Here is a 13,435-nt window from a genome sequence, read left to right on the forward strand (position 1 = left end):
ACCAGATAATGGACAGATACAACGCATGCGCAGTGGATACGAAATCGATTTCGCATCCACTGCTGCCATGATACTGCCAACGAGTTGTCACTATTAGGTGAACGTTCACTTTTTAATTGTTTGTTTTATAAACGCGAATCCGACAGCACGCTTCTACGCCGTCAGGAACACCATGAAGATGATGAGGGCGAAGCCGACGATGTCCGTGGGGGCGAAGAAGGTTCCCAGGAACAAGGCGCTGGTCACTGTGGCGGAAACGGGCTCCACCGTGCCCAGCAGGCTGGCGCGCACAGAGCCAATGTCTTTCACGCCCTGCAGGTACAGCGCGTACGCCAAACAAGATCCCACAAAGATCAGCACCAGCAGCGCGCCCCAGCCCACGCCGTCCAAAGCGGGTACGTTGTTCCACGGCTGGATAAAAATCGAGCTCACAATGCCTGAGATAAACATCGCCGTACCCGTAACGATGGACGAGCCGTAGATAGGCAGGATGCTGGTGGGAATGATGGACATGCACGCGGCTCCCACCGCGGCGATAAGTCCAACAGCCAAGCCCTCGGGCGGAATCGCCAGCTGGGTGGGGTCGCCACCCGTAGCGATAAGGTACGTGCCGCCAAATGCCAAAAGCAAGCCGGCGAGCTCGCGACGACGCGGCAGGCGCCGCACGGTCACGCACGTATACGCCATAATCAGCACCAGCTGCAAGCATTGCAGCACCGTGGCCGTTCCAGCATTGGTAAGGCGCACCGCCAACAGGTAGAAGAACTGATTGAAGAACACGCCGAACGCGGCAAGGAGTAGCAGTGTCTTAAGGTGCTTGGGCGTGGTGAGTAGCGTGAACAAACGCTTACGGTCGAACATCAGCACCACAATCAAAAATGTGGCGCCCGCCAAGATCTGGCGTATGCAGGTGAGCCACATGGTGTCGATGTCGTAATTCGCAAACAAAAAGCTGGCGCACGTACCCGAGAATCCCCAGAACGTACCGCCGGCGAGCGTCGCGACAACGCCCACCAGAGCTTGGCGCGCCGCCTTATCATTCAGACGTTCACGCCATGCCTTGCGCTGAGCACGCGACATAGCGTCGCGACCGTCAGACGGCATGTGCTCCTCGTCCACCGCGTTCTCGGCAATAGCCTCCGCGGCATGCGCCCCTGTCTGATTCTCCGACCCGGCAAGCTTGCTTGTCATGCGATTCTTCTCCCGTCATTCGTCCCCATAGGCGTCCACCATATCGCACAACCACGCGCTGCAACAACACCAAAACGCAAGGTCACGGCAACTTTTTTATAGCGTTGCCCAAAACGATGCATCACGCTAAAGCATATACTGGGACAAGAAGGGCGCGAGTTCGGCGCCCGCCTAGATCGAACGCCGCCAATCGGCAGACGGAGGACGCCATGGACCGCACCATGCAAGAGGCCATCGATATCATCGCAAGCGATTCCGCCATCGGCGAGATTGTGGACGAGCGCCTGGCGCAGGCGAGCGCCCGTCCCCGCAAAGCGCTCATCTCCCTCAAGAAACAAGAGATCTCATCCGCGCTCCAGCTCAACGTCTCCCCCAACAGCTGGCTTGTCGGCGCCCTCAAGACGCTCACCCAGCAAGACGGCAGCTTCGCCTACCCTCCCGCGGTCCTCGCCTCTGCGCTGGGCTGCAGCGAAGACCTCGTCCAAGCGGCGCTCGATAACGTGGACGAGGTGCCGCTCGAAGAGCGCTACCCGCTTGCCGTATCCGTCGCCCGGCTCATGCTTATCCTGAGTCGCTGACGCCGACGCTATTCGATAGGATCTCCCGCCGCAAGCGGACTATCCACATCTCGCGCCCCCACCAACGTGCCGGTCTCTGGATACCAGCGAACCTCTGCCAGCGGCTCCTCCAGCACGCGCTCGACCTGGGGCCAATCCGAAGCGTTGACGGAAAGGTGCGCGCTCGCCCGACGGGCATCCGCCGCCGCGACGTCCTCGTAAAGATCGACCTCGATCGTGGTGGGCGTAAGCATGGAGCCGCGGCCGCTCGGACGGTTGACGCTCGCGCCGTAGAACGCGAACTCATCCTGCCTCCACCCACCAGAGAGGTCGTCGAGAACCTCGCCGCATGAAAGCGCACCGGCCGCAACGGAGAACGCCGCCATAGCGCCGCAAAACACCACAAGGGCGGCCGAGCCGGTATGTTTATACGCTATGGGGTTCTTCTTGCGATAACGGCGATAGCAAACGGCCACCGCGCCAAAGGCGATCGCGAGCGCGATTCCAACCACGCCGGTCTCGTCCGCAGAGGAAAGCGCCCCCATGGCAAAGATAAACGCCACGCCGTAGCAAAGAAATCCCAGGACAACGCCTTTGAGCTCCCTGCCAAGCTGGGCGGGGTCGATATGGGCGCGATGCAGGCGCTGCAGATAGAGACACGGCGTGAAGAGCGCCATCGAGATGCCAAACAGAATAAAGCCAACGCCAACGGACGCGCGGTTATACAGCCCCGCCGCGCCAATGCTCGTGCAAAACCGGCTGTACACAAGCGTGCCCAGGGCGGCGAAGAGAAACGCGCAGCCAACCATGGCGACAACCGCCTGGCCGCGACCCTCCGCAGTGGTAAAGCGCTTCATCTGTAAAACCCCTATCGATATCGTCGGCTATTGCAGGATACCATCGCGCTTCAAGCCGCAACACCCTGTTTCGGCGGCGGGTACCAGGTGACGCCGACAAACGGTGGCAAAAACAAGAGCCGCGAGCATTCCGCAAGCACCGCCAAGGCCCAATTGTCCCCGCACTGCAACCACGCACCCTCTAACGGGTAAGCTATGCCTTAGGCAAATTCACATCGGATCGCATCGCCGCGAGCGCCAAGCGCGTGCATGCCGCATAAAGCACGCCGCGCGCCGCAAGCCCCGCCGCCCGCGACCCGCCACCGCAGAATAGGAGCACCATGACCATATCGCAAACCGGCGCCATCCAGCGCGCCGCCGCGCTTCTGGGCAAAAACCCCGTCATCCACGGCTTCACCGTCCTTAGCGACCAGGACGTCCCCGAGCTCGACACCCACGCCTACGTCATGCGCCATGACGCATCGGGCGCGCGCCTGCTGTACCTGCCCTGCGAGGACGAGAACAAGTCGTTCTCCATCGGTTTCAAGACCCCGCCCGCAGACGACACCGGCGTCTTCCACATCCTGGAGCACTCGGTTTTGTGCGGCTCCGAGCGCTATCCCGTCAAGGAGCCCTTCGTCGACCTCATCAAGAGCTCCATGCAGACGTTCCTCAACGCCATGACCTACCCGGACAAGACCGTCTACCCGGTCGCCTCCACTAACGAGCAGGACCTCATGAACCTGGCGAGCGTCTACATGGACGCCGTGCTCAACCCTGCCATCTACACCAAGCCCGCCATCTTCGAGCAGGAGGGCTGGCACTACGAGCTGGACGTTCCCCAGGGCGGCCAGCTTGAAGACGGCACCCTGCGCTACAACGGCGTGGTCTTCAACGAGATGAAGGGCGCCCTTTCCGACCCCATGGACGTGCTGGACAACGCCGTCACCGCGGCGCTGTTCCCCAACACCGCCTACGCGCACGAGTCCGGCGGCAACCCGCGCGCCATCCCGCAGCTAACCTACCAGGACTTCCTGGATAACCACGCGCGCCACTACAACCTTGCCAACAGCTACATCACCCTCTATGGCGACCTCGATGCCGATCGCATGCTCGCGTTTTTGGACGATGAGTTCTTGTCGCGCGACAACGCCGCCTCGCGCGCGTGCGCCGGCGACCCCAACCCGCTCGAGCGCCAGGAGCCCGTGGTCTGCGACTATGCTTCCATCCAGATGGACACCACGCCGGAGAACGCCCTGGTAGGCATGGCCTACGTGCTGGGCGACGCCCTGGATCGCAAGCGCATCGTCGCCGCAGACCTGTTGATGGACTCCCTCATGGGCTCCAACGAGGCCCCCGTCAAGAAGGCCATCATGGCGGCCGGCTTGGGCGGCAACGTCACCTACTACACCGCCGGCGACATGCTGCAGCCCTACGGCCTCATCATGTTGCAAAACGCTAAGCCGCAGGTGGCGCGCCAGCTTCGCCAGATCATCCAGGACGAGTGCCGCCGCCTGGTAGAACAAGGCGTGCCGCGCGACCGCCTGGAGGCGGCCATCTCCAACGACGAGTACGACCTGCGCCAACGCGACTACGGCATCGCCGACGGCGTCGCCATCTCCTGCGACGTCCTGAGCACCTGGCTCTACGACGATGACGCCGCCACCCTGGCCCTTAGCTACACCCCCATCTATGCAGAGCTGCGCCGCGAGCTTGACGGCACCTACTTTGAGGACCTGCTGCGCGACCTGGTGCTCGAGAGCGACCACAACGCGCTGGCAGAGCTCATCCCCACGGGCGCCGCATCCGCCGCGCTCGACGCGGACGCCGCAGATGCCGCGGATGAGGACGAGCTAGAGAACGCCGACCTCGAAACCGGCGCCCCCTCAGCCGACGCCGGCGAGGCAGCAGAGCTCGCAGCCATCAAAGCATCCCTTACCCATGAGCAGCTGCAGCAGATCGTGGACGATGTCGAGCGCCTGCGCGCCCAGCAAGAGGCGGAGGACTCACCCGAGGCCAAGGCAACGCTGCCGCGCCTGCACGTGTCGGACATCGGCCCGGCCCGCCCGGAGCCCAAACCCGTGCTTGACACCGCGACGCCGCTGCCCTGTCTCAAGCACAACATCCCCACGCATCGTTTGGCCTACGCGCTCACCTACTTCGACATCTCGCACCTGAGCTACGCAGAGCTGCCCTACGTCACCATCCTCTCCCGCCTGATGCAGCAGCTGGCCACCAAGCGCCGCAGCGCCGCGGAACTGGACAGCTATATCGACTCCAACCTGGGCTTCCTCTCCTTCCGCGCGGAGGTCATCAGCCAGCCCAACTGGAAGCTCGCCGCACCCAAGCTCACCGTCGCCGCCGGCGCCCTCTCCGAGAAGATCGATGCCCTGGCGCAGATCCCCGCCGAGGTCTGGAGCGAGACGCTCTTCGAGGATATTGACCGCATCCACGATGTACTGGTCCAGATGCGCATCGGCGCGGAGCAGAGCTTCCTCAACGCCGGCCACGCCGCCGCGCTGGCACGCGCTATGAGCTATGTGTCGCCCGCCTCCGTGGTCGCCCAGCAGCTTTCCGGCGTAGACTTCTACCGCTTCCTGCGCGACCTGCTCGACAACTTCGATGAGCGCAAGGAAGATCTTGTCGCCAAACTGCAGGAGCTCCAGACGCGCATCTTCACCTCCACCAACACCGTGACCAGCTTCACCGGTTCGGACGATGACTACCAGCGCTATTGGAAGGTCGCCGGCAACCTGGGCCTTACACCCCGCACCGCCCCTGCCAAGGAGCTCTACGTTCCCATGCCGGAGCCGCGTCGCGAGGCCTTCATCATCCCCTCGGACGTGTGCTACGTTGCCCGCAGCACCGACCCCCGCGTACTCGACATCCAGATGGACGGTACCTGGGCCGTTGCCGCGCAGGCGGTCACGTACGAGTACCTGTGGAACGAGATCCGCGTCAAGGGCGGCGCCTACGGCTGCGGCTTCCGCGCCATGATGGACCGTCAGCTGGCCTTCTACACCTACCGCGACCCGGCGATCGACCCCTCTCTGGAGCGCATCGCGCGCGCCGGCGAGTGGCTCAGCACCTTCGAGCCCACGCAGGATGCCTTCGAGGGTATGGTGGTCAGCTGCGCTTCCGGCTTTGACGCGCCCATCAAGCCCTACGCGCTCACCAAGCGCCAGGACAACGAATGCTTTGCCAAGCGGCCCGCCAACTGGCGCCTTGAACTGCGTGAGCAGCTGCTCAAGGCAACGCCCGAGGATCTGCGCCAGCTTGGCAAAACCGTCACGCGTGTAGCGGAGGCCGCTCCGGCATGCGTCTTTGGCGGGCGCGACATCATCGAGGCATCGCACGCGGACCTGGTGCCCGTGGACCTGCTCGCCTAGCCGTTGCACATGGAAGCCAGGCGCGTCATCCATACCATAGAGCCCGTTTTCGACGAGTCCTCGCGGGTGCTGGTGCTGGGCACCATGCCCTCGCCCGCATCCCGCGAGGTGGATTTTTACTACGGGCACCCCCAAAACCGCTTTTGGCGCGTAATGGAGAGTCTCTACGGCTTGGCAGACCATGCGTTGGACGAGAACGGGCCGCGGCACGCCTTCCTGCTGCAGCGACACATCGCGCTGTGGGACGTTCTGCGCTCCTGTACCATAACAGGCGCCAGCGACGCCAGCATCGCGGAGCCGGAGCCCAACGACCTCGCCCGCATTCTGGACGCCGCCCCCATTCAACACGTCTTTTGCACCGGCGGCAAGGCGGCCGCGCTCGCCAAGCGCTTTGACGGCTCGCTGCTGCGCGAACGCGGCATTCCGCTAACCGCCCTGCCCTCTACCAGCGCCGCCAATGCCCGCATGCGCCTGCCGCAGCTGGTTGAGGCATACAAAGTCATCCTGGCCAGCTCCATATAGACGCGGCATTAAGATTGTTGTGCAGCATGTACAATGCGACAGTAAGCAGTCTCAGACAATGCATCCGGCCAGGCAGCGCAACGAGCTCGATCTGCGCGGCAGAACAGACGGCACCAGCGAAAGGTTTAGCGATATGGATATCCTCGATTTGCGCGAATGTGCAAAATCCGGCATGTTCTATGGCGGGCGCGCCGGAAAAAAAGAGGGCATAGTCTATAAGGGCGCACACTGGATCGCCAAGTATCCGCGCTCATCGCGCGACCTCGCCGGCAAGCACCTCCCCTCGTACACCTCCTCACCCGTAGCCGAATACCTTGGCTCGCACCTGTACCAGATGTTGGGAATCCCTGCACATGAAACCGCGCTGGCCTACCGCGGCGGCAAAATCGTGTGCGCTTGCAAGGATTTCACCTATCCTGGCAAGCGCCTGTTCATGTTCTCCGAGCTCAAAACTGAGATGGACGACGATGACGATGGCTTTCACGATTCCCCCTCGGACGGGGCGTCAGTTTATCTAACCGACGTGCTCCTTAGCATCGAAAAGTCAGAAACGCTATCTAACATCCCGGGAGCTCTCGATAGATTCTGGGATATGTTCGTCGTCGATGCGCTCATCAAGAACCCCGATCGCAACAACGGCAACTGGGGGGTTCTCATGGACGAGGACGGGCGCTACTCACTAGCGCCCGTCTATGACAATGGCTCGTCATTTTTCAGCAAGCGCAACGACTCCACCTTTGAGCGCCGGCTCGGTGACTCCGATGCCATCTTGCAGGACGCATTTGGCACCAACATATCCGTCTACCTCGCCATTGGGGACGACGGAAAGCCGCGACACATCCATCCGTTCGACTACATGCGCACAACCATTAACGCTGATCTCGATAGGGCGATAGAGAGAATTGCCTCGGCGTTCGATCTGACCGCATTTGAGAATCTCGTTGATAGCGTCCCTCGCGAAGCGTATGGATGGCGCGTCCTATCTGAACCGGCACGGGAATCCCATATCGAACTGGTGAAAGCGCGGTACGAGAAAGGGCTTTTGCCCCTAGCCGATGCAATCGCCCGCAGGCGCGCGTCCGCGCAGTAGGCCCTACTCGCCCACGCGCTCGATGTCGTAGGACGTGGTCTGGTACACGCAGTAGTTGAGCCAGTTGGTGTAGAGCAGCTGCGCCTGGCTGTTCCAGATGTTGAACGAACCGCGCGTGAGGCGGCCGCCCAGGAAAAAGCGCCAATACGTACGAGGCGATCGCTCACTTGGAACGGCAACGGGGACAACCCTTCGCCGAAGGTGGCGCAGAAACACATCCATGCGCCGCTATACTTGCGACAATGCCCCAGGCGCCCAATTCAAGGAGGCCGGCCATGGCGAAACGTGATTCCAACATCGACCCCTTCAACGCTGGCGAACCGGTCTCGCCCTGGCAGGACCCAGAATCGGAGACCCGCGACGACGAGGGGCAAGAAGCATACGAGGCGCCTCATCACGGCGATAGCGCGCCGAAACCTCCGATTGGCCAAATGCCCGGCTTCGCTTCCAACAACACCAACGGGCCCAAGGCACCCCGCACCCGCCGGCGCAGCGCCGACTCCCTTAAGCGCGAGGCGGCCCGCCAAGCCCGCGCCCAGAGGGCACGCAACAAAACGTCCGGGTCCATTGCACGCCGTATCTTCAAGCTAATCCTGGGCATATGGATGCTCTTCCTCCTCCTGTCCACCGGCGGCTCCATCGTGAGCTGCGCGACAAGCCTATTCACACCCAGCTCACCCAACAAGCCCTACGACACTCCCGCATTCGAAGAGGACGAGGACTCCCCTGAAGCCCTATGCCTCCTGCTCGCTAACACCCGCATGGAGCACCTCTTGCTCGCGGGAACCCCCGAGCACGCCGCTGTCGCCGACCGCATTGCAGGAGCTTTCGCGCAGCGCATCGAGAGCGACTTCGACCTCACTCCCGATGAGCTGGGGGTTAACCCCACCATCGTCGCCGAATGGGTCATCGGTTCTCTCATCTACGAGGAGGTCGACGCCCAGGCATTCCCCGAAGCCGATGATCCATACGCTTCTGTCTACTTCGATGCCGAGGCGTGCTCGATGATGACCATGTACTACGAATTCCAAAGCGACCTATACGATTACCTGAGCGAACAAGGTCTCTACCTCCTCGACATCAAGCAGGGCAAAGAACTCGCCGATGCGCAAAAAGCCGATATCGCCGGCATCTTGCAGGCGGCGATGGCAGAGACGGGATCACGCGAATCCTCGATGCGAGTAAGGCTCACTCTTCAGGACGACACCTGGAAGATCGACGAGGCAGACTTTGAGCGCTACTGCGACTATATCTTCGGCATGCCTGCGTAGCGCACACTCCACAATGCGCCCGCCGATACTGAAACGTCTTGCATTACCGTCACCACATCCTTTGGAGCAACTATGGCGCGACACGAATCAGACTTCGGCCCCTTCAATGCAAGCGAACCCATCCTACCCTGGCAGGACCCCGATTCCGAAGTTTATGACGACCTGAACGAGCTCCATGAAGCTCCACGCGCGTCAAGCGTAGACAATGTCACCGCTACAGAGAATGAAGAAGATGCCGAAATTGCCGCCCAGCTCGAGATGCTCGAACTCGAGCGCCAGCGTCTAATCGAAAAAACAAACGAGTATGATTCGCAAGGTTCCACCACTTCCCAAGAATCTGAAAGCCCTCGCGTGGAACTACCCTCAGATCGCTTCGACGTCGCTCACGCCACCTCCCCCAAAGCCCATAACGAAGAGGCTCCCGCAAAGGAGCGTGCCTCGCGGAGCGTTCGAGCGGACAACCGCCCCGCATCAACGTCCCCAAGCGCGCGCCCATATCGAAGAAGCAGCCGATTGTGAAGAGCCCTGCCTATCTTCATGGTCATGCTCGTCGCCTCTAGGATCGGAAGCTGCGCCTACCAAGCGCTCACCATTTCTAAACTCGATGAGCGCCCAAGCGATGATCATTCATATACCGATCCGTACCGCAGCGAAGATGCCGCGATATGCCGTGCCCTTGTTGAGGACCGTCTCTCCGGCATCACAACGCCCGATTCGCCGCAGTACGCCGATGCCGCCCAGCACATCACGAGCTGGATGGAAAAGCGCGTCTACGACGACTTCGCCAGAACGCCCGAGGAGCTCGGCATCGATGTAAGGCCACTCGCGGAGCTCGCGCTTGGAGCCCTTTCCATCGACATCTCGACCGTATCCGCCTTCCCTCATTCCGATGAACCGCACGCATCGGCATATACCAGCGCGCAGGCACTCAGTATCTACGAAATGTACTTTGATTTACAAGATAATGCTCGACGCTGCCTGCGCGATAACGGACTCTCGGCCCATACCAACGACGGTGCCCTGAACGATGAGCAAAAAACGCAGCTTCGCTCGTATTTCGACAAGGCGTTCTCGTCTAGCAAGACGAAATCGTCGTTCGTCACCTTCGAACTCACGATGGAAGACGGCAACTGGGTCCTCGAAGAAAGAGAATTCAGCGACGGCTTCCGCCATCTCCTGCTCCTCCCCGGGCCGCTGTAGGCATCGAGTTGCAAGGCGCTCTCACCGTACGGGTTACCGCACCCTTTATCGCCACCCCCGCCCGCAAGAGGACCCCATTACCACCCTCACCGCACCCGCGCTCCATCGACCAAGTCGGCGCGCGTCAGCGCAGTATGCCCTACTCGCCCACGCGCTCGATGTCGTAGGGCGTGGTCTGATACACGTAATAGTTGAGCCAGTTGGTGTAGAGCAGCTGCGCCTGACTGTTCCAGGTGTTAAGCGGCTCGCGCGAAGGGTCGTCGTTGGGGAAATAGTTCACCGGCACGTCGGGGTCGATGCCGCGCTTGACGTCGCGCTCGTACTCAAGGCGCAGCGTGTCGCTGTCGTACTCCGGATGGCCAAAGACAAAGAACCGCCTGCTATCGACGGACTTTACAATGTAGAGTCCGGCAACGTCGGAGGTCGCGATGATCTCCAGGTCCGGATTCGCCGCAACGGCGTCCTCGTCCACGCCCGTATAGCGGGAATGAACGGCGTAAAAGCGGTCGTCGAAACCGCGCACCAAAGGCGAGGAGGGCTTGATCACGCGGTGCTGGTACACGCCGGAGAGCTTGGCCGGCAGCTCGTGCTTGTCGATACCGTAGTGATGGTACAGGCCAGCCTGCGCGCCCCAGCAGATGTGGAAGGTGGAATGCACGTTGGTGGTGGACCAATCCATGATCTCGACCAGCTCGTCCCAATAGTCGACGTCCGCAAAATCCAGCTGCTCAACGGGAGCGCCGGTGATGATGAGGCCGTCGAAGTTAGAATCGCGGACCTCGTCGAACGTGCGGTAGAAGGTATCCAGATGCTGGGCGGACACGTTTTTAGCCTCGTGACTGCTGGTACGCAGAAGTTCCACCTCGCACTGCAGCGGCGTGTTGGAGAGCTTGCGCATGATCTGCGTTTCGGTGGCGATCTTGGTGGGCATGAGGTTCAAGATCAGCACGCGCAGGGGACGAATGTCCTGATGTAGCGCGCGGAACTCCGTCATGACAAAGATATTCTCGCTCTCCAGCGTCTCGGTTGCCGGCAGGGCGTCTGGTATGCGAATGGGCATGGTCCACCTCGAGGTTACTAGGCTCTCTCTTGCAAGGCTCTCGCTTTTACACGTAAAGCATACGATACCCGCTTGCAGCCCGCTTATGTCGCGCAAAAGCCGCAAGCGGTGAAATGATACGCGCGACAGCTTCGGACTTGTTCTGCAACAGAGCTGACACATTGCAGCGCTACTATGCACGGCAACAAAACGCCGGCGCGCCGCGAAAGCCCGCGACGCTCTCCAGCTAGAAGGGATACATAATGATCAAGCCGCGAACCGTTGGCATTGTGGGAATGGGCCACGTGGGCGCCCATGTGGCGAACAGCCTGCTGCTGCAGGGCTTGGCGGACGAGCTCTACCTGTGCGACATCGACTCTGTCAAATCCGCGTCCGAGACGCAGGACCTGCGCGACTCGCTGCAGTTCTGCCCGTACAACACCAAGATCATCGACTGCCAGGACCGCTATGAGGAGCTTGCGGGCTGCGACGTCATCGTTAACGCCGCCGGCAAGGTCTCGCTGGCCGCTGGCAACCGCGACGGCGAGCTCTTCTTTACCACGGACGCCTGCCGCACCTTTGCCAACCGCATTGTCGACGCGGGCTTCGACGGCATCTGGATCTCTATCTCCAACCCCTGCGACGTGGTCTGCACGGAGTTTTGGCACCTCACCGGCTACGACCCCTCGCGCATCATCGGTTCGGGCACCGGTTTGGACTCCGCGCGCCTGTGCTCCCAGATCTCGCTCGCTTGCAACCTGGACCCCAAGTCCATCAACGCCTATATGATTGGCGAGCACGGAGCGTCCATGCTGGCGGCCTGGAAGTCCGCCTCCATCTCTGGCAAGCCCTTGGCGCAGTTGGCGGACGAGGAGCCCGAGCGCTTCGCCTTTGACCTGGCCGAGATGGAGGACAAGGCGCGTCAGGGCGGCTACGTCACCTTTGCCGGCAAGCAGTGCACCGAGTACGCCGTGGCAAACGCTGCCGTTCGCGTGGTCGCCGCCGTGTTGCATGACGAGCACGCCGTGATGGGCGCCTCCACCCTTATGACCGGCCAGTACGGTGAGGAGGGCATCTTCACCTCGCTGCCCTGCATCATCGGTCGCAACGGCGTCGAGCGCGTTATGGAGCTGGACCTCTCCCAGGCAGAGCTTGAGGCGTTCCACGCCAGCTGCCAGCACATCCGCGACAACATCGGCCGCCTCACCTGGTGGTAGAGCGCAGCGGGCGGTGCCGGCCTGCTGGAAACCCCCGCAAGCCGGCACCGCCTTTGTTAGCTAAAGTCAAAATACGCGCAAGATGGCGGCACTCACTGCAAGCCGCCGCGAATCGAGTCGGTGATGTTCACCGAGCAAGAAAGCGTCTGGATCCCGACCTCGTCCACATCTCCGTTCAGCCTTGAGCACATTCGCGAGGCGACAACGTCGATGATCTCGCCCATGGGCTGGCGTATAACGGACAGGGACGGATACATGACATCACTGAAGTCGAAATCATCGAAGCTGGCAAAACCGATATCCATGCCGGGATGCAAGCCGCGGCGGCTAATCGCCTTGAGCGCGCCCAGCGCAAGGTAGTAGTTACACGAGAACAGCGCCGTCACTTCGCCTTGGTCGATAAGCGAGCAGGCGGCGGCAAAACCCTCGTCCTTAGAAGGGGCGCACAGGCGCACGTCTTGGGAACGAGCGGGCAGGCCCCGGCTCTCAAACGCCTCGGTCCAGCCCTTAAGGCGCCGGCGCCCAACGTAGGTTTCTTGCGAAGGGGCGATGACGCCCACCCGCTTATGGCCGGCGTCGATCATCGCCCCCACCATCTCCCTGGCGCTGGTAGCGTTGTTGACCACGATAGAGTCCACCATCCCGCTCTCGACGGGGTTATCGACCACTATGACGGGAATGTTGACCGTCTCGAGAAACTCCAGGTGCTCGGCATCGACCTCGGAGAGAAAGATGACCAAGCCGTCGACAAAACGACGCTTGAGAAATTCGACCTTTTCTTTGAGAACGTCCACGTCCCCATGGAAGTCGATGAACAGGGACGAGTAGCCCTGCTTCTCGAACGCGGTTTCAAGCTTGCCGATGCTAGAGCTGACAAAGACGTTCGCCGCGCTTGCAACCAACACGCCTATCGCATAGGTTCGCTGCGTGGTGAGCGCACGACCGATAAGGTTGGGATGGTAGTCGAGCGCCTCGATAGCGCGCGCGATGGCCTCGGCGTTGTCATCTCTGATCTTGACGCCGTTAAGATAGCGCGAAACCGTACCAACGGAAACGCCGGAGCGCTTCGCCACCTCTCGTATGTTCGCCATTACCCTCTCCTCACCATATCCCAACCGCGGTC

General features: G+C 61.4%; 13 protein-coding genes. 8 read left to right on the top strand and 5 right to left on the bottom strand.

What is annotated here, in order from left to right:
- Window positions 1–153 precede the first annotated feature (153 nt).
- Window positions 154–1,191: a DMT family transporter gene (locus HMPREF9452_RS04660; RefSeq protein WP_009140970.1), complete on the bottom strand. Its 1,038-nt coding sequence runs from the start codon at window positions 1,189–1,191 to the stop codon at window positions 154–156.
- A gap of 209 nt (window positions 1,192–1,400) precedes the next feature.
- On the opposite strand from HMPREF9452_RS04660, the gene HMPREF9452_RS04665 reads away from it, so the two are divergent.
- Window positions 1,401–1,769 carry a hypothetical protein gene (locus HMPREF9452_RS04665; RefSeq protein ID WP_009140971.1) on the top strand — a complete coding sequence of 123 codons (369 nt, stop codon included), beginning with the start codon at window positions 1,401–1,403 and terminating at the stop codon, window positions 1,767–1,769.
- A gap of 8 nt (window positions 1,770–1,777) precedes the next feature.
- Here HMPREF9452_RS04665 and HMPREF9452_RS04670 read toward each other — a convergent pair whose 3' ends face one another.
- On the bottom strand, window positions 1,778–2,605 hold the full coding sequence (locus tag HMPREF9452_RS04670; protein ID WP_009140972.1) for a hypothetical protein: 828 nt from the start codon (window positions 2,603–2,605) through the stop codon (window positions 1,778–1,780).
- A gap of 320 nt (window positions 2,606–2,925) precedes the next feature.
- Here HMPREF9452_RS04670 and HMPREF9452_RS04675 point away from each other — a divergent pair, with 320 nt between their 5' ends.
- The 3 genes from HMPREF9452_RS04675 to HMPREF9452_RS04685 are packed head-to-tail and all read left to right on the top strand — an operon-like array spanning window position 2,926 to window position 7,585.
- Complete coding sequence (locus HMPREF9452_RS04675; RefSeq protein WP_009140973.1) at window positions 2,926–5,973, top strand: insulinase family protein; 3,048 nt, start codon at window positions 2,926–2,928, stop codon at window positions 5,971–5,973.
- A 9-nt stretch (window positions 5,974–5,982) separates the two neighbouring features.
- Entirely contained in the window at window positions 5,983–6,495 is a 513-nt protein-coding gene (locus tag HMPREF9452_RS04680) for a DNA-deoxyinosine glycosylase (RefSeq protein ID WP_009140974.1), read from the top strand.
- Between the two features lie 58 nt (window positions 6,496–6,553).
- Window positions 6,554–7,585 carry a HipA domain-containing protein gene (locus HMPREF9452_RS04685; protein WP_009140975.1) on the top strand — a complete coding sequence of 344 codons (1,032 nt, stop codon included), beginning with the start codon at window positions 6,554–6,556 and terminating at the stop codon, window positions 7,583–7,585.
- A gap of 3 nt (window positions 7,586–7,588) precedes the next feature.
- On the opposite strand, the gene HMPREF9452_RS12125 is transcribed toward HMPREF9452_RS04685, so the two are convergent.
- Entirely contained in the window at window positions 7,589–7,807 is a 219-nt protein-coding gene (locus HMPREF9452_RS12125) for a homoserine O-acetyltransferase/O-succinyltransferase family protein (RefSeq protein ID WP_009140976.1), read from the bottom strand.
- 53 nt (window positions 7,808–7,860) lie between these two features.
- On the opposite strand from HMPREF9452_RS12125, the gene HMPREF9452_RS04695 reads away from it, so the two are divergent.
- The 3 genes from HMPREF9452_RS04695 (at window position 7,861) to HMPREF9452_RS04705 (ending at window position 10,056) form a co-directional block, all read left to right on the top strand.
- Window positions 7,861–8,856: a hypothetical protein gene (locus tag HMPREF9452_RS04695; protein ID WP_009140977.1), complete on the top strand. Its 996-nt coding sequence runs from the start codon at window positions 7,861–7,863 to the stop codon at window positions 8,854–8,856.
- Between the two features lie 72 nt (window positions 8,857–8,928).
- Window positions 8,929–9,375 (top strand): hypothetical protein, encoded by a 447-nt coding sequence (locus HMPREF9452_RS04700; protein ID WP_009140978.1) that lies wholly within the window; start codon window positions 8,929–8,931, stop codon window positions 9,373–9,375.
- A gap of 18 nt (window positions 9,376–9,393) precedes the next feature.
- A complete protein-coding gene (locus HMPREF9452_RS04705) occupies window positions 9,394–10,056 on the top strand; it encodes a hypothetical protein (protein ID WP_009140979.1) in 663 nt (220 codons plus the stop codon).
- 139 nt (window positions 10,057–10,195) lie between these two features.
- Here HMPREF9452_RS04705 and metA read toward each other — a convergent pair whose 3' ends face one another.
- Entirely contained in the window at window positions 10,196–11,116 is a 921-nt protein-coding gene (metA, locus tag HMPREF9452_RS04710; protein WP_009140980.1) for a homoserine O-acetyltransferase MetA, read from the bottom strand.
- Window positions 11,117–11,358: 242 nt separating this feature from the next.
- Between metA and HMPREF9452_RS04715 the strand changes: the two genes are divergently transcribed.
- Entirely contained in the window at window positions 11,359–12,312 is a 954-nt protein-coding gene (locus HMPREF9452_RS04715; protein WP_009140981.1) for a lactate/malate family dehydrogenase, read from the top strand.
- Window positions 12,313–12,404: 92 nt separating this feature from the next.
- Here HMPREF9452_RS04715 and HMPREF9452_RS04720 read toward each other — a convergent pair whose 3' ends face one another.
- Window positions 12,405–13,403, bottom strand: a complete 999-nt coding sequence (locus HMPREF9452_RS04720; RefSeq protein ID WP_009140982.1) for a LacI family DNA-binding transcriptional regulator — start codon at window positions 13,401–13,403, stop codon at window positions 12,405–12,407.
- Window positions 13,404–13,435 lie beyond the last annotated feature (32 nt).

Source organism: Collinsella tanakaei YIT 12063, from assembly GCF_000225705.1.
Taxonomy (GTDB): Bacteria; Actinomycetota; Coriobacteriia; order Coriobacteriales; family Coriobacteriaceae; genus Collinsella; species Collinsella tanakaei.